This window comes from Natrialba taiwanensis DSM 12281, from assembly GCF_000337595.1.
GTDB lineage: Archaea > Halobacteriota > Halobacteria > Halobacteriales > Natrialbaceae > Natrialba > Natrialba taiwanensis.
On the sequence record NZ_AOIL01000049.1, the window covers coordinates 184,846 to 201,848 of the forward strand.

Below are 17,003 nucleotides of genomic sequence, written 5' to 3' on the forward strand. Positions count from 1 at the left end.
TTGGTCCCACCAACGACGACCGGTCGACCGCAGAGCACCGGGCCAGCAGCGCGCTCAGAACGGGTACTCCCGCGGCTCGCGCTGGACCGAGATCCACTTCGTCGTCGTGAGTTCGTCGAGGATCGAGTCGCCGTTGTAGCGGCCGACGCCGGACTGTTTCATGCCGCCGAAGGGGACGTGTGGTTCGTCGTTGAGCGGCTGGTCGTTGATGTGGACCATGCCGGTTTCGATCCCGTCCGCAATCGTGCGGGCCTGCTCGAGATCCTCGCTGTGGACCGAGCCCGAGAGGCCGTGGATCGTGTCGTTTGCCAGTTCGATCGCCTCCTCGTCGCTCGAGTAGGGAATCACGGGAGCGACGGGGCCGAAGTGCTCGTTTTCCGCCGCAGCCATGTCGTTATCGGCGGCAGAAAGCACTGTCGGCTCGACGACGAGTTCATCGTGATCGCCGCCGGTTTCGAGCGTGGCTCCCGCCTCGATCGAGTCGTCGATGTACTCGACGATCTGGTCGCGCTGGCTCTCGTCGATGATTGGGCCGATGATGGTGTCGTCGTCGGACGGGTCGCCGGTGGGGAGACTTGCCGCGCGGTCGGCCAGGCGCTTAACGTACTCGTCGTACAGGTCCTCGTGGACGAGATGGCGGTTGATCGAGATGCAGGCCTGGCCCTGGTGGAGGAACGAGCCGAAGACACCGCCGTCGACGGCCCGGTCCAGGTCGGCGTGCTCGGTGACGACGTGGACGTTGTTGCCGCCGAGTTCGAGGGCGGGCAGCGCACAGGTTTCGGCGGCCTGGCTGGCGACGTGCTGGCCGACTTCCGTCGAGCCCGTGAACGCGAGCATGCGAGGGATCTCGTGGCCGGCGACCGCAGCGCCGATGTCGGAGCCGGCTCCGGGAATCACGCTGAGCACGCCCTCGGGAAGCCCGGCAGCTTCGAAGATGCGCGCGAGCAGCAGGCCGCCCGTGACCGGCGTGTTCGAGGCAGGTTTGAGGACGACGGCGTTCCCGGCTGCGATGGCGGGCGCGACGGCGCGCATCGAGAGATGCAGCGGGAAGTTCCACGGCGAGATGACGCCGACGACGCCGACCGGCACGCGAACGGCGGTGTTCTCTTTGCCGGGGACGATCGACTCCGAATGCTGTCCCGCCATCCGGAACGGGTAACTCGCCGCCTCCTGCATCATCCCGCGGGCCGTCTGGAGTTCGGCGTTGCCCTTGACCCGCGTGCTCCCGGACTCGCGGGCGAGCAACGCCAGGATCTCCTCGCGGTTCTCGCGGATGAACTCGAGGGCTGCGGTTACGACCTGTGCACGCACCTGTGGCGGCTGTTCGGCCCACGACTCCTGGGCCTCGGCGGCGGCCTCGTAGGCCCGGTTGACGTCATCTGGCGTCCCGGCGGGAACGGACGCGAACGCCTCGCGCGTATAGGGGTTCTCAACTGTGATCGAATCGCGGTCGCCCGGTGCTGTCCACTCGCCGGCGAGATACAGCGCGTTCCAGCCGAACTCGGATTCGGGACTCAGTGATCGTTCCGTCATGGAGTGTGGTTTGCTACCAGGTCCGAAAAGCGAGCAACCAGCAATTGCAACCGTGCACTTCGTTCGGGTACGGCAAACACTCGATCCGTTCGACCTGCAGAGAGTCGCTCGCGTTCGGTGACTGCCGCGCGAGCGGCCCATAGCGGACAGCAACAGTCACGAGCGAACCGGTAATCGCAGTCACCACCGTTCACAGCCGAACGGATGGCGACCGCTACTGCTGAGCGTGAAAGAGGTACATCGTCGCGGGACCGAAGACGACGACGAACACCGCAGAGAGCCCGAGAACGATGATAACATCCCCAGCCGTGGCGGTACCGTGCATCAGCCCGCGCATCGCCGTGACCAGGTGACTGACGGGGTTGATCGAGACGAATGCCTCGAGCCACCCGGGCATCGTCCGCGGATCGACGAAGACGTTGCTGATGAACGTAAGCGGGAACAGGATCAGCATGCTCACGCCCATGAGCGACTCCGGCGTTCGCATGATGAACCCGAGCGCCGTCCAGATCCACGATAGGCTAAACGAGAACACCAGCAAGAGCGCGACTGCCGAAATCACGCCGATTGCGCCGCCCTCCGGACGGAACCCGAGCAGCAGGCCGAGTCCGATGACCATCGTCGAGGCGATCGTGTACCGAACGGCGTCCCCGAGCAGGGCACCGACGATGACCGACGGCTGCCAGACCGGCATCGTTCGGAAGCGATCGAAGACGCCCTCGTCGATGTCGTCGTTCAGCGTGACGCCGGTGTAGATCGTGATGAACACGACCGTCATGGCCAGGATTCCCGGCAAGAGCTCCTGGAGATACGCGCTCGTCGAACCGGCGAGCGCGCCGCCGAACAGGTAGGTAAACAGCAGGAGGAACATGATCGGGAAGACGGTCACGTCGAACAGTTGCTCGGGGACGTGCTTGATCTTCAGGAGCGCCCGCCAGCCGAACGTGAGCGAGGCCGACACCGCACTCGGCCGTGGTGGACGCGGACTGTCCGACACCGCCGCGTGAAGGGTGTCGACGTTGGGATCCGGCTCGGCAGCCGGGTCCGAGTGCAGTTCCGTATCCGCGGCCGTCGGCGACCGTTCGGCGGTCATTCGACCCCCTCCTGACGCATCTCGTCGCCAGTCGTCGCGTCCCGATCCGCACCACCGCGCGTCTGTCGATCGGTCACTTCGAGGAAGAACTCGTCCAGACTCGGCTGGCCGAGCGTGAACTCGGTGACTTCGATGCGCGATTCTGCGAGCGCGTCGAGTGCCTGGGTGACGCGATCGGAGTCTTCGATCCGAGCGAAGAGGGCCGCCGGATCGGACTCGAGTTCAACTGGCGCGTCGAGGACTGAGGTCAGCACGTCCCTGGCTGCGTCGCGGCACTCGGGGTCACGCAACCGGACCGACAGGACGCCGGAACCGACGGAGGCTTTGAGTTCGCCGGGCGTGCCCTCGGCGATGATCCGTCCCTCGTCGATGACGGCGATCCGGTCGGCTAACTGGTCGGCTTCGTCCAGGTACTGGGTGGTTAGCAACACCGTGGTTCCGTTGGCGACCAACGCGCGGATGATGTCCCAGACCTGGTTTCGGTTCCGCGGGTCGAGTCCGGTGGTCGGTTCGTCGAGAAACAGGAGATCCGGCGTGACGACGATGCTCGCCGCGATATCGAGGCGACGGCGCATCCCGCCGGAGTAGGTCTTCACCTGCCGGGTCGCCGCCTCGGTCAGCCCGAAGGCATCGATGAGTTCATGCGTGCGCTCGGCGGCCTGCGCTCGGGAGTAGCCGAGCAGGCGAGCCAGGAGGACGAGGTTCTCGCGGCCGGTGAGATCCTCGTCCACCGAGGCGAACTGGCCGGTCATGCTCACGCGACGACGGACTGCGTCGCCGTCGGTCGCAACGTCGTGTCCGAACACTCGCGCCGTGCCTGCATCGGGTTGTAACAGCGTCGCGAGCATGCGAATCACGGTCGTCTTGCCGGCCCCGTTGGGACCGAGAAGCCCGTAGATGCCACCGGCCGGGATAGCCAGGTCGATGCCGTCGACGGCTTTCGTCTCGCCGAAGTGTTTGACGAGCCCCGTTGTTTCGATGGCGAGGGGGTGCTCGCGTTCCGTTTCGGTCGCGGTCTGCGCTGTCGTCGCGGTATCGGTCGGATCGGTTTCATTGGTCGTGCCGCGAGCACCCCGATCCTGTTGCCGGTCGCCGGTTACCGACGCGGCTCCGTTGCGGGTTGACACCGTCGAGGTCGCGCCGGCACTCGAGTCACGCTCGCGATCGACGGCGTTCGTCGGTGACGTGCGTTCGGTCATCCGACTCCCTCCGTTTCCATGAGTCGGGGCCGATTTCGGGCGAAGCACTCCGCTGTCGTCGTTTTGGGATGGGTAGAACGATTCATACGCGCTCCTCAATGTGAGTACAGTTCGCACACGTATGAACCTGCGCCAGGCGGAGTGAAAGTGATAAAACGAGGCGCTGAAATCCGCTACATTCGGGAGGTACGGGCCCTATCTATTCACTTTCGCTCCCCGACACAATCGCCGGCCGGAGACGGTTCCCGACCGATCGAGTTCAGTCACTCGCCGTCTGAAACGACAGGTCGAGCGACGGCGCGGAATTGGTAAGTGACCCCATGGAGATCACGTCGACGCCCGTGGCGGCGTAGTCGGCGACGGTTTCGAGCGTGATTCCGCCGCTCGCCTCCGCCAGCACGCTCTTGTCGTCGAGTAGCGAGACCGCCTCGCGGGTTTCCGCGGGGGACATGTTGTCGAGCAGGACGATATCCGCACCGGCCTCGGCGGCTCGGGGCGCGTCACCGGCGGTCTCGACCTCCACGTCGAGTTTCGTCGCGAACGAGGCCCGCTCGCGAAAGTGTTCGACGGCACCCTCGAGCCCCATCTCCGCAATGTGGTTGTCCTTCACCATGACCATGTGCGAGAGGTCAAGCCGGTGGGTGTCGCCGCCGCCGGCCACCACGGCGCGCTTCTCGAGTCCGCGCAGGCCGGGCGTGGTCTTCCTGGTCGCGGCGATCCGCACGTCGTCGGATTCCGTTCGGGCTTCCTCGACAGCTCGGCGAGTTCGCGTCGCGATGCCCGAGGCGTGGCCGGCGAGGTTGACGGCGACGCGCTCGCCGCGGAGCACGTCGCGGGCCTCGCCCTCGACGGCAAGGAGTTCGTCGCCGGCATCGACCCGTGTACCCGTCTCGAGTCGGTCCGTCACGGTCACGCCGATGAACTCGAAGACCGCCGCCGCGGCCTCGAGTCCCGCGACGGTGCCGGCCTCCTTGGCGACGAGTTCACCGGTCGTCTCGCCGGGGACCTGGTTCGTCACGTCGTGGTGGCCGACGTCCTCGCGGAGCCAGCGCTCGATTTGTGCGTCGGTGATCATCGGTGCTCAATCGTTCGCCGTCTGCTCCGGCGCTGGCTCGTCTTCGACGACGGAGTGACACCCCACCGACTCCGGATTCTCGCCCGCGGCGCGCGCGATCAGCAGCGCGACGACGCTCGCGTTCCGGAGTTCGTACAGGTCCCGCGCCGTCCGGGTGCGGATGTAGGCGTCCACCTCGCCCTTGAGCCGCCGGAGGACGGCACCCGCGCGAGCGATTTCGTCGGGGTCGCGCTCCAGCCCGAGGAACTCGTCCATCGTCCGCTGGAGGCGCGTGAACTTCTCGGCGGCGAAGCGCTCGGGAAGGTCGGGATCGCGATTGCGCAGGTCGGGTGCTTCGACGATCTCGGGTTCGGCTCCGGCTGTGGCTGCATCCTCGCCGGCCCGCAGCCCCCAAACCAGTCCCTCCAGCAGACTCGTACTCGCCAGTCGGTTCGCGCCATGGACACCCGTCCGTGCGCACTCGCCAACGGCGTAGAGCCGGTCGAGCGACGTGCGCCCGCGGTCGTCGACCGCAACGCCGCCACAGAGGAAATGCTCGCAGGGCGCGACGGGAATCTCGTCGCCGTCGATCCCGCGATCGCGACACGTCTTGGCGATGCCCGGGAACTCGTCGCTGAACTCGAGCGGGCTCACGTCGAGGACGACCTCACCGGTCGCCTCACGCTCGGCTTCGACCGCGCGAGCGACGACATCCCGCGGCCCGAGTTCAGCGTCGGGATGGTAATCGGGCATGAAGCGCTCGCCGTGGGCGTTCCGGAGGAGCGCGCCCTCGCCGCGCAGCGCTTCGGAGAGCAGGAACGGGGTTTCGCCTGCGTACGCGGTCGGATGGAACTGGACGAACTCGAGGTCGGCCACGTCCGCGCCGGCCAGTGCGGCCATGGCGATGCCGTCGCCGGTGGCGTCGTCGGGGTTGGTCGACCGACTGTAGAGCGCGCCGATGCCGCCGGTTGCGAGGATCGTCGTCCCGGCGTAGATCGGCGTTCCAGTTGCGTCTTCGTCGCTGACGACGCCGTGAACGCGGCCTTCGTGGGTAATCAGTTCGAGCGCAGCCGTGTCCTGTCGGACCTCGATGCGCTCGTGATCGTCGACGTGGTTCAGGAACGGGCGCAGGATGTGGGTGCCCGTCGCCGCGTCGACGTGGAGGATGCGCCGCTCGGAGTGGGCCGCCTCGCGGGTGTAGTCGAGTTCACCGGCAGCCGTCTCGTCGAACTCGATGCCGAGAGTGTCGATGAGCACGTCCTCGACCGCCTCGTCGGCGGTTTCGATGAGGACGTCGACGGCGTCGGGGTCGGCGGTGTCGTCGCTGGCTGCGATGATGTCTTCTTTGAGCGCGGCGGGGTCGCCGCGGGTGGTCGAGATGCCGCCTTGCGCCCAGTCGGTGCTGGCGTCGTCGGGTCGCTCGGCTTTGGTCAGGAGCAGGACTTCGGCACCCGCACGGGCCGCTGCGAGGGCGGCCGAACAGCCGGCGATGCCGCTGCCGACGACGAGTACGTCCGTGGTTTCGGGGGTGTCGGTAGCTGTCATCGGTACGATCGTTAGATGTCGAGCATTCGGTCGAGTGCGACCGTCGCGAGTTCTTTTTCGGCGGGCGCGACTTCGATTACGTTGCGTTTGCGGCCGGCGACGAGTTCTTCGAGCACCCAGGTGAGGTAGTTGGGGTCGATCTGGCGCATGGCGTTGCAGTCCATGCAGGCGTCGCCGCAAAGCGGCAGGACGTTCACCTCGGGATGCCAGCGCTGGAGGTGGTTCGTCAGGTGGATTTCGGTGCCGATGGCCCACGTCTCGCCAGGATCGGCGGTGGCGACGGTGTCGCAGATGGTCGCCGTCGAACCGACGCGGTCGGCGGCCGCGACGACTTCGCGGCGGCACTCGGGGTGGACGACGACCCGCGCGTTCGGATGCTCGTCGCGAACCCGGTCGATGTGATCCGTACGGAACCGCTCGTGGACCTGACAGTAGCCGTCCCAGAGGATGATGTCGCTGTCTGCGACTTCCTCGGCATCCTTGCCGTCGGGGTCCCAGGGGTCCCACTCCGCGATGTCGTCTTCCATGCCTAGCCGGTGGGCGGTGTTCTCCCCGAGGTGCTTGTCGGGTAGGAACAGCACTTTGTCGCCGCGGTCGAACGCCCACTCGAAGGCGCGGTGGGCGTTCGAGGAGGTACAGACGAGGCCGCCCTGGCTCGCACAGAAGGCCTTCAGATCGGCGTAGGAGTTCATGTACGTGATCGGAATGATGTCGTCGTCCGGCGCGGCCGCCGTGATTTCGGCCCAGGCGGCGTCGACCTGCAGCGCCTCGGCCATCCCCGCCATCGGACAGGAGGCCTCCATGCTCGGGAGGATCACCGTCTGATCGTCGTCGGTGATGATGTCCGCGCTCTCGGCCATGAACGTCACGCCGCCGAAGATCACGTACTCGGCGTCGGCTTTGGCGGCTTCCTTCGAAAGTTGGTAGGAGTCGCCGACGAAGTCCGCGTGCTCGACGATTTCGCGCCGCTGGTAGTTGTGTCCGAGGATCACGACATCGTCGCCGAGTTCAGCGAGCGCGGCGTCGATGCGCTCCGTTCGTTCGCTCTCTTCGAGATCCCGATACCGTGGTGGAAGCTGTTCGAGCGAGTCATATTTGAACAGACTCAGATCGGTTTCCAGCTCCGTTGTTTCCATCGTGACCATTGTGTCTCCCAGTAGGTATACTAGCCACATACCGAGCTATTGAATAAGTTTTTCCTTCAATACCTGGTATTGGTGTCCGATAGACGTTTGATGAGACGATTGCGGAGTGCTTCGTCGTCTATCACGGGCAGTAACACGTTCGATACGCAGACTCTCCCGTCCGACGGCACGATTCTTTTCGGCACCGGCCGTCGTAATCGATCGAACAATGGAACTCGAACTCGAGAGGATCTTCGACGAGTTCACCCGGCGCGACTGGGAGCGCGAGCCGGTAGAGGGAACGGTTCGGCTCGCAATCGTCGGCGTCGGCGGCTTCGCGCGAAACCGGGCGATTCCGGCAATCGCCGAGAGCGAGTACTGCGAGTCGACGCTGCTGGTCACCGGCTCGCCCGACCAGCGACGGTTATTGGCCCAGACGTTCGATATTGGTCACGTCATCACCTACGACGCCTTCCTCGCGGGTTCCCACACCGAGGCGTACGATGCGGTCTACGTCGCAACGCCGAACGCGCTACACGGGCGCTACGCGGCCGCTGCAGCCGACCTCGGCACCGGCAAGCACGTCATCTGCGAGAAGCCGCTCGAAACGACGCCCGATCGCGTCCAGACGATCATCGACGCCTGTGACGACGCCGGCGTGACGCTGATGACGGCCTACCGCCTCCAGACCGAACCCGCCGTCCGTCGCACGCGCGAACTCGTCTCCGCGGGCGTTATCGGCGATGTCGTCCAGATCCACGCCGGATTCTCGCACCCGCTGTTGGCCGCGACCGGCCCTGATACCTGGCGGCTCGATCCTGAACTCGCCGGCGGGGGCGTGCTCGTCGACCTTGGCATCTACCCGTTGAACACGACGCGGTTCATCCTCGGCCGCGATCCGACCGGCGTGTACGCGACGACGGCCTCGAATACTGATCCCGTCTCGACCGGCGTCGACGAACACGTCACCTTCCAACTCGAGTTCCCGACCGACGCGACCGCGTCCTGTACCGCGAGTTTCGACGCGCACGCGAACAGTTGGCTCGAACTGATTGGAAGCGGCGGCGTGATTTCGATCAGATCTCCGTTTGGCGGGGTCGTCCCTCAGGAGATAGTCGTCGAGAGCGGTGATGTTCGCATGGAACACACCGGGCCGCCGGTCGACGAGGTCCGCGAAGAGTTCGATTACTTCGGCTACTGCGTGCTCACTGGCGCGACGCCAGAACCCGACGGCGCGGACGGTCTCATCGACACCCGTGTGATCGAGGCGGCCTACGAATCGGCAGAGACCGGCTGTCGCGTCGACCTCGAGTGAGGCGGCTGCCGGACGCCATCCGAACAGGATCTCTGGCGCGTTACTAGATGGGGGACGAGTAGAACGGCGGATAGCAAAACACAACGGGACGATATCGCCAGCACCTGCTCGCTACAACCGCGCCGGCGCGAGTGCATCGATCGTCGTCTCGGCCACTGAACTCGACGCCGGCTCCGGCACGACGATGATCGGACGGTCGATACCGGTCTCCGAGAGGAGCGTCCGGAGTTGGTCGCGGGCGTGCTCGGGCGTTCCGGCGACGCCGAGGTCGGCGAGCATCTCGTCGGTCACCGCCGCCGTCGCCTCGCCGGTGTCGCCTCGCCGCCACGCTTCGGCGATTCGCTCCGCCTGATCGGGGAACGTCATCGAGACCGCGCGCCGGTACCCGTCTCCGCTGCCGACGTAGTAGGCGATGTGCTGGCGGAGGGTGTCGCGCGCCTCTCGGGAGTCCTCGCTGACGGCGGACGGGACGTACGGCGCGATCGTGATCTCGTCCGGGTTTCGATCGCGCTCGCGCGCGGCGTCCGCGACTTCCTCGAACGCCTCGTCGAGGTGCGAAAACGGAATGTTGTGCGGAATCCAGCCGTCGCAGAGGCGGCCGACGACGCGGCGGTTCGCCGGGCCGAGGCCGGCGTGGTAGATCGGCACCGGCGCGTCGAGCGAGGGAAAGTCCGCGGCCGAAAGGAGTTGGCCCTCGTAGGAGACGGGGTCCCCGTCGCCAGCGGTAAACCGCCGGATCAGCTCGATCGTCTCGTGGGCGCGCCGAACGGGCCGGTCGAACGAGCGGCCGTGCAGGTCCTCGACGGCCTTCGGCGTGCTCGTCCCCAGTCCGAGTGTGAACCGGCCGTTCGACGCGCGCGAGAGCGAGGCGGCAGTCATCGCGAGGACGGCCGGCGTCCGGGAGTAGACGTTCAAAATCGCGCTGCCGAGTTCGATCTCCTCGGTCCGGCAGGCCATCTCGGTGAGTTGGACGACGCCGCTTGCGCCCCGGAGTTCGCCGACCCAGACGGCGTCGTATTCGCGCTCTTCGGCGCGGACGGCGACGTCCGCCTGATCGACGTCCCCGAACGACGTTACCATGAGCCCGATTTTCATGATCGGTAGCTACACGCGTATCGATAAAAGAGTCTCTGGTCGCACGAGCCGACCGCGCTCTCCAGTCAGACGTATCAGTGCAACGAAGCAACTCACCGCGACAGGAGTTCGGAGAGGTGGAACGTATCCGCCCGTTCCGATGCTGGGCGACGGGAGAACGGAGACACGGAGATTGTGACGCCACTGCCGGCGTTCAGGCCACCATCGCGACGGTCATCCATCCGCCGATGAGGAGCAGGAACGCGCTAATGGCGAGCCAGGAGAGGTACTGTTTCGCGAGCAGGCGGGCCGCCCCGTCCTGCGACGAATCGGAGACGACGAACGCCGGCGACTCCGGACGATCCTCGATGACGGCGCTGATATCGCGCATCGTCTCCCGCGCCTCGACGTCGTAGCGGGACCGGCCGAAGACGTAGGCGTCATCGCCCGGTTCGAGCCGCCGCTCGTGGTACTTCCGGTCGTTTCCCGTCGCGAGTTCGACGACGCCGAGGTCGAGGGAGGTGTTCTCGGATTCGAGGTCGGATTCGGTTTCGAGGAACCGGCGGATCGGCTCCGGTTCGGGATCGCCGCCGTCGACGTCGGCGGTGACCGCGGTCGAAAGCGCCAGGTCGGCACCGGCGGGATCGACGCGGACGCTCGCCGTGCGGTCTTCGAGTCTGAACGGGACGGCGGCGGCCCCCTCGTCGACGGTGTTCCACGACGAGTTCTTCCCGCTGGACTGGAGTTCTTCGACCTCGAACTCGTAGGCGAGACACGGCGTCTCGCTCAGCGGGGCCGTCACGGTCCCGTCGAGTTCGCTGGCGGTGCCCTCGATTTCGACCGGCTCCTCGGCGCGTTCGACGGCGATCACGTCAGTGGTATCGCCGCGGTAGACGTGGTAGGCGGGTCGTAACTGCAGCCCGGTGTATGCGAGGGCGATGACGCCGACGAGGAAGAGGGCGGTTCCGAGCATCTCTCAGTTGGATCTCTCAACTTGACACAATAACGGTAGCGGTTCCGGGTGCGTGCCGGGTTCGAGTTTCGCGCCCGAACGCTCGATCCTATTCGCGCCGAAGCGCCTCGATCGGGTCGACCCTGGCGGCTCGCCAGGCCGGATAGAGGCCGGAGACGACGCCGACGCCGATACCGACGGCGGCGGCGATGGCGATCCAGTCGACCGGGTAGACCATCGGCCAGTCGACCAGTTGGACGCCGAGGTAGCCGACGCCGAGTCCGAGGGCGATCCCGAAGACGGCACCGATCAACCCGAGCACGACCGCCTCGACGAGGAACAACTGCATGATGTCGCGCCTCGTCGCGCCGACGGACTTCATGACGCCGATCTCGCGCGTTCGTTCGGTGACGCTGACGATCATGATGTTCGCGATGCCGATCGAGCCGACGACGAGCGCGATCGCGGCGACGGCGGCGACGAAGCCGGTCAGCTGATTGACGAGGTCCATGAACTGGTCGATCGTATCCTCTATCGTCTGGACCGCGATGTCCTCGTCGTCCTGCTTCAGCTCGGCCGCGTGGGAGTCGTCTCGGAGGTAGTCGGTCACGGCGTCCTGCGTCGAATCGAGCCGTTCGAGACTCTCCGCACCCACCTGCAGCGACGGATACGCGCGTTCGGTCTCCCCGTCGGGCGTCTCTATCGTCGTCGTGTAATGTGCCTCTGCGGGAAGGTAGAGTTGCGGCGGCGTCTGTCCGCCGAGTTCACTTTCGGTGACGCCCGTCACCGTGACCGTCGTCGTTTCGCCGTCCTCGAACGTGAGCGTCATCTCGTCGCCGGCCGAGACGTTCTCTTCGAACGCCTGACTCGCCTGTTCGTTGATGACCGCCTCGTTTGCGGCCGCACCGTCGAAGGCCTCGCCGTCGACGAACGTCGAGAACTCGAACGAGTCGGCCGTCGTCGCTTGTACGTCGACGACGCCGGTCACCTGCTCGTCGCCGGTCCCCGTCTGGATCACGTCGAGCGGCCCCTGCGGCGCGACGAACTCGACGCCGTCGATCTCTTCGAGCGCCTCGATGTCGCTCTCGGTGTATATCGGGGTCTGTACCGTCAGAATGCCGAACCCGTTCTCCGGCTCGGATTGGGTCTGGACGACCATCACCGGCTCCTGGTCGGCCTCGATGTCCCCGACGATACTCTCGGAGAAGCCGGAGCCGAGGACCATGAACGTGATCACCGCCGCGATGCCGATAATCACGCCGAGGGTCGTCAGCGTCGACCGGAGTTTGTGGGACGTGATCGACCGCCAGCTAATCCGCAGGCTCTCACGGAGGTTCATCGTCCGGACCGGCGCTTGCGTGAGCGCATCCCGCCTCGCTACGGCCACGAGCCAGTTAGTGGTTTCAACCGGTTGCCGACGGTGTCTGTCTCGCGAGCGTACTACTGGAGTCCGGTCGCCTCTTCGCGGCCGTCGAAGACGAGTTCACCGTCGACGACTGTCATCGCGACATCGATCTCGTCGATCCGATCCGGGTGCTCCCACGGGGAGTCCTCGAGCACGACGAGATCGGCCCGCTTGCCGACCGCGACGGTGCCGAGGCGATCCTCGTCGAAGCCGGCGTCGGCACCGCCGCGAGTGTAGGCCCGAATCGCCTCGGTGACCGAGAGCCGCTGTGACGCCGTCGCCGCGGTGACGGCGTGGTGAATCCCCAGCAGCGGGTCGAGCGGCATGCAGTCCGACCCGAACGCGAGCGGGACGCCCGCCTCGAGAACTCGGCGGAACCGGTTGGTCCGCGTCCGGCGCTCCTCGCCGAGTCGCTGCTCGTAGAGGCCGCCCTTGTCCGCCCAGCGGTGGAAGTTCGGCTGCATCGAGGCGACGATTCCCGCGTCGGCCATGCGAGCGAGTTGGTCGTCGGTCGCGAGTTCGGCGTGTTCGATACGGTGGCGCGCCCCGGCCGGGTCGGATGTCGCTTCGAGCAGCGAGAGGGTTTCCTCGATGGCTTCGTCGCCGATGGCGTGGATCGAAAGCTGGCGGTCCGCGGCGTCGGCGCGGTCGACGATGGCCGCGAGGTCGTCGGGGTCGACGACCCACTGGCCGCGATTGGCGTTGTCGCTCGCGCCGTCCTCACTCTCGTCGGCATCAACGGCTGCCGCGTCCTCATCCGCGCTGACGTACGGCTCGAACACCTTCGCCGTCTCCCCGCCGAAACTCCCGTCGGAGAAGGACTTGATCGCACCCACGCGGACGAACTCGTCGCCCGCGTTCGTCGGGAGGCCGACGGCCGCGAGATCGTCGAGGTAGTCGCTCCAGTAGTTGATTCGAACGCGCAGCGGAAGCTCGCCCGCGGCCGCCAGCTCGAGGTAGGCGCGGGCGGCCGTCGAGCGCTGGACCATGTCGTGGACGCCGGTGACGCCGCGGGAGACGGCGTACTCGGCGGCGGCCGCGATGATCTCTCCCATTGCTGCGGGGCCGGCGGCGACCGCGTCTCTGAGAACGCCAACTGCATCCTCGACGACGACACCGGTCGGCTCGCCGTCCGCGAAGCGAACGTCGTCCTCGGGGAGGTCGTCCCGGAGTCGGTCGAGGGCGACCGAGTTCAGCGAGGCCGTGTGCACGTCGACCCGGAACGCGGCGACGGGGTGCTGATCGCTCACTCGGTCCAGATCCTCGCGCGTGAGGTAATCCGTCGCGTCCGCCCACGTGCTCTCGTCGTAGCCGAAGCCGAGGAGCCAGTCGTCGGGCTCGTCCCCGCGCTTGCGTTCGCCCACGGTCTCGTCGTCACCCCCCGGGGAATCCGCCTGTGCGGCGAGCGCATCAAGGGCTCCTGCCCGGCTCTCAACGGCCGAGAGATCGGCGTGGACCAGTCGCTCGCCCAGGTGGTCGAGATGCGTGTGCGCGTCGATAAACCCGGGTAGAACGGTCCGCCCTTGGCAATCGATCACCGTCGTCTCGACCCCGTCGAGGAACTCGATTTCGTACGTGTCGCCGAGACGGACGAGTTCACCGTCGCGGATCGCGACGGCCTCCGCGACGGTATCGGGGTCGGTCAGGCTGTGAATCTCCCCGTTCGTGAGCAAGAGATCGGCGGCTTCGGTCATAGTCGTCCTGAGGGGCCACGCCGACAAAGAACTCGGTGTTCGAGCGGCGTTCATCGTCCGTTCCGCTCCCCGGACCGCCGCGCAGACAATCAGCAACCCTTAGGACGCATCGCCGTCTCCACCAACGCATGACCGCAACCGATCCGGACACCCTCGCCGACCGCGTGCAGGACGGCGACCTCCGCATCCACGAACTCGAGGACCACGCCGACCCCGACACTGCGGCCGAGGCTCGCCGATTGCTCGTCGAACGCGAAACCGACGCCGACCTCAGCACTGTCGGTGATTACGCCTTCCCCGCCGAGCAGGCCGAGTCAACCATCGAGAACATGATCGGCGCGGCCCAGATCCCGATGGGCGTCGTCGGTCCCGTCCCCGTCTCGGGCGGCGCGGCCGACGGCGAGCACTACCTCCCCATGGCGACGACCGAGGGTGCGCTCCTGGCGTCGGTCAACCGCGGCCTCTCGGTCATCCGCGACGCCGACGGCGCGGACGCCCGCGTGACGAAGAACGGCATGACCCGCGCCCCCGTGTTCCGCGTCGACGGCGTCGCCGAGGCCGCCGAGACGGTCGAATGGGTCAACGACAACGTCGACGCGCTCCGGGAGGCCGCCGAATCGACCACCAGCCACGGCGAACTCCTCGCCGTCGACACCTACGTCGTCGGCGACTCCGTCTACCTCCGGTTCGCCTACGACACCAAGGACGCGATGGGGATGAACATGGTCACCATCGCCACCCGCGAGGCCTGCGAACTCGTCGAAGCCGAGACGCCCGCCTCGCTCGTCGCCGTCTCGGGCAACCTCTGTTCCGACAAAAAGCCCGCCGCCATCAACGCCGTCGAGGGCCGCGGCCGCTCCGTCACCGCCGACGTCGTCATTCCAGGTGAACTCGTCGAAGAGCGCCTGCACACGACCGCTGAGGCCATCGCCGAGGCCAATACGCGCAAGAACCTGACCGGGAGTGCGAAGGCCGGCAGCCTCGGTTTCAACGCCCACGCGGCTAACGTCGTCGCCGCCGCCTTCCTCGCGACCGGCCAGGACGAGGCCCAGGTCGTCGAGGCCGCGAACGCGATCACGACGATGGAGGCCCGCGAGGCGACAGCGTCGCCTCGGTCCGACAAACGGCGAAGCCGTGAGCGCGAGGACGGCACCACCGACCTCTACGCCGCTGTCTCGCTCGCCTCCCTCGAAGTCGGCACCGTCGGCGGCGGGACGAAACTCCCGACGCAGGCCGAAGCCCTCGACATCCTCGGCCTCCGCGGCGGCGGCGACCCCGCCGGATCGAACGCCGACGCCCTCGCCGAAATCATCGCCGTCGGCGCACTCGCAGGTGAACTCTCCCTGCTCGCGGCGCTTTCCTCGCGTCATCTGGCGAGTGCACACGAGGATCTCGGCCGGTAGTGAATGGAACGTGAAGATGGATGTTGCCGAATCGGTTGCCGGATGATTATCCGGCTATAGCGTTATCTGGCTTCCCGCTCTTATTGGGTCCCTGCGTTTCAAGTAGTCTCGTGCGCGCATCAACGGCCCGTCCCGTGGATAACTTATGGCTTAGTTATGAAATAGTCACGGAAAAGCTAGAAATAGTTTTTACGCTGGTTAGTAAAATAGTGCCGTAGCTATGACGCTCGTCCTCGTAATTGGCATTATTGCGTCAGTGTTTGTCGGATTCAATATCGGTGGATCGTCCACTGGAATCGCGTGGGGGCCTGCCGTTGAAGCAGGGTTGGTAAGAAAAACGACGGCAGCAGGTGCGATGATTTTCTTCGTCTTTCTAGGTGGGTGGACTATTGGCAGAAACGTTATCGACACGCTCTCCAACGGGATCATCACGAGTTCTATTTCGATCGAATCGGGTAGTGCCCTTCTCTTGTGTATTGGGTTGGGAATTCTTCTTGCGAACGTCATTGGCGTTCCAGTTGCGACCTCAATGACGACGGTCGGGTCAATTGCCGGATTAGGGCTTGCGACGGGGACAATTCGATGGGCGGTAGTGGGAGAGATTGTCGTCTGGTGGCTTGTTACGCCCGTTATCAGCTTCTGGGCGGGCGCTGTTATCGGACGATACCTCTACCCATCGCTCGACCGGCGCGTTCGCGTGACCACAAGTCGCGGAGCGCTGTTACGTATCGACCGGGATGGAATCCTACCGACCCTCGCGCTTGGGCCGAACACCACCGCTCAAGAGCTTCTTGGCACAGCTCTTGTCCTCGTTTCTGCCTGCTATATGGCATTCGTTGCTGGTGCGAGTAACGTTCCGAACGTGGTCGCACCAGTCGTAAGCGATGGGGTAGTTGGGGGAGACGCTGCAATCGGTATCGGAACGATTGCAATCGGGCTTGGCGGGTTTACCATTGCTCGTCGGACAATGGAGTCGGTCGGAAGCGACCTCACTGAGATGTCGTTACTCAGCGCGGTCCTCGTCATGCTCACTGCTGCGACGATTACGGGTATTCTCTCTTTCATTGGCATCCCGATCAGCCTCGTAATGGCAACCGTGATGACGATTGTTGGCCTCGGCTGGGGTCGAGCGAGTCGGCTAGTCGTCGAATACGGCGAGCTTCGTGGGAATCAGACTAACGCTACCGAGTCAGTCAAAACAGGAGTGGTCGCCGAGAAAGCGACCGAAAACCACCCACCAACTATAGCCCGAAACGAACAAGCGGCAACGAGCGCGACCGAACTGTTCGATCCGGGGTCCGTCGCGAAGTTCACCTCGGTGTGGATACTTGGTCCGTGTGTTTCGGCGGGACTTTCGTACGCGTTTTTCGCTGTCCTCCCGATTGGTGGATAGCCGAAGCGATGGTTGCCAAACCGTCGTTCGGTACGGCAGACCGGGTCTGTTGTAGCGCATAGAACGCCGACTAACCCCTGAAAGTCAATGCACACCCGATCGCACACCTTTCGTCCGATCGGTGCAAACGGCTTCATTGAATCCGCAGAGGGCAGCGGGTTTCACTGTTTGACGGCTTGTTCGACGTTGTAAACGGCAGCAGTGAGAGTGATTTCACGA

General features: G+C 65.6%; 13 protein-coding genes and 1 pseudogene (1 of these 14 running past the window's edge). 3 read left to right on the top strand and 11 right to left on the bottom strand.

Annotated features, from left to right (window positions below; genetic code table 11):
* Positions 1 to 54: 54 nt before the first annotated feature.
* From C484_RS13815 to nadA, 6 genes are all read right to left on the bottom strand, one after another.
* Positions 55 to 1,533 (bottom strand): aldehyde dehydrogenase family protein, encoded by a 1,479-nt coding sequence (locus C484_RS13815; protein WP_006826528.1) that lies wholly within the window; start codon positions 1,531 to 1,533, stop codon positions 55 to 57.
* 214 nt (positions 1,534 to 1,747) lie between these two features.
* Complete coding sequence (locus tag C484_RS13820) at positions 1,748 to 2,626, bottom strand: ABC transporter permease (RefSeq protein WP_006826529.1); 879 nt, start codon at positions 2,624 to 2,626, stop codon at positions 1,748 to 1,750.
* Positions 2,623 to 3,825 (bottom strand): ATP-binding cassette domain-containing protein, encoded by a 1,203-nt coding sequence (locus tag C484_RS13825; RefSeq protein WP_006826530.1) that lies wholly within the window; start codon positions 3,823 to 3,825, stop codon positions 2,623 to 2,625. Before C484_RS13825 ends, C484_RS13820 begins: the two co-directional genes overlap by 4 nt.
* Positions 3,826 to 4,084: 259 nt before the next feature.
* Positions 4,085 to 4,900: a carboxylating nicotinate-nucleotide diphosphorylase gene (gene nadC / locus C484_RS13830; RefSeq protein WP_006826531.1), complete on the bottom strand. Its 816-nt coding sequence runs from the start codon at positions 4,898 to 4,900 to the stop codon at positions 4,085 to 4,087.
* A gap of 6 nt (positions 4,901 to 4,906) precedes the next feature.
* Entirely contained in the window at positions 4,907 to 6,424 is a 1,518-nt protein-coding gene (locus tag C484_RS13835; RefSeq protein WP_006826532.1) for an L-aspartate oxidase, read from the bottom strand.
* 11 nt (positions 6,425 to 6,435) lie between these two features.
* On the bottom strand, positions 6,436 to 7,569 hold the full coding sequence (nadA, locus tag C484_RS13840; protein WP_006826533.1) for a quinolinate synthase NadA: 1,134 nt from the start codon (positions 7,567 to 7,569) through the stop codon (positions 6,436 to 6,438).
* A 208-nt stretch (positions 7,570 to 7,777) separates the two neighbouring features.
* Between nadA and gfo6 the strand changes: the two genes are divergently transcribed.
* Entirely contained in the window at positions 7,778 to 8,863 is a 1,086-nt protein-coding gene (gfo6, locus tag C484_RS13845) for a D-xylose 1-dehydrogenase Gfo6 (RefSeq protein WP_006826534.1), read from the top strand.
* A 111-nt stretch (positions 8,864 to 8,974) separates the two neighbouring features.
* Here gfo6 and C484_RS13850 read toward each other — a convergent pair whose 3' ends face one another.
* From C484_RS13850 to C484_RS13865, 4 genes are all read right to left on the bottom strand, one after another.
* Positions 8,975 to 9,958, bottom strand: coding sequence for an LLM class flavin-dependent oxidoreductase (locus C484_RS13850; RefSeq protein WP_006826535.1), 984 nt, complete (start codon positions 9,956 to 9,958; stop codon positions 8,975 to 8,977).
* A 193-nt stretch (positions 9,959 to 10,151) separates the two neighbouring features.
* The gene (locus C484_RS13855) at positions 10,152 to 10,910 is read right to left on the bottom strand and encodes a GIDE domain-containing protein (protein ID WP_006826536.1); all 759 of its coding nucleotides are present in this window, start codon (positions 10,908 to 10,910) and stop codon (positions 10,152 to 10,154) included.
* Positions 10,911 to 10,998: 88 nt separating this feature from the next.
* Complete coding sequence (locus C484_RS13860) at positions 10,999 to 12,228, bottom strand: ABC transporter permease (protein ID WP_006826537.1); 1,230 nt, start codon at positions 12,226 to 12,228, stop codon at positions 10,999 to 11,001.
* A gap of 101 nt (positions 12,229 to 12,329) precedes the next feature.
* Positions 12,330 to 13,988, bottom strand: a complete 1,659-nt coding sequence (locus C484_RS13865; RefSeq protein ID WP_006826538.1) for an amidohydrolase — start codon at positions 13,986 to 13,988, stop codon at positions 12,330 to 12,332.
* 128 nt (positions 13,989 to 14,116) lie between these two features.
* On the opposite strand from C484_RS13865, the gene hmgA reads away from it, so the two are divergent.
* Both hmgA and C484_RS13875 read left to right on the top strand, forming a co-directional pair.
* Positions 14,117 to 15,391 (top strand): hydroxymethylglutaryl-CoA reductase (NADPH), encoded by a 1,275-nt coding sequence (hmgA, locus tag C484_RS13870; protein ID WP_006826539.1) that lies wholly within the window; start codon positions 14,117 to 14,119, stop codon positions 15,389 to 15,391.
* A 220-nt stretch (positions 15,392 to 15,611) separates the two neighbouring features.
* Positions 15,612 to 16,784 carry an inorganic phosphate transporter gene (locus C484_RS13875; protein WP_049915462.1) on the top strand — a complete coding sequence of 391 codons (1,173 nt, stop codon included), beginning with the start codon at positions 15,612 to 15,614 and terminating at the stop codon, positions 16,782 to 16,784.
* 213 nt (positions 16,785 to 16,997) lie between these two features.
* Here the strand turns inward: C484_RS13875 and C484_RS13885 are convergent.
* Positions 16,998 to 17,003: pseudogene (locus tag C484_RS13885) on the bottom strand (hypothetical protein); its annotated part runs 663 nt beyond the window's last position; the annotation flags it as partial.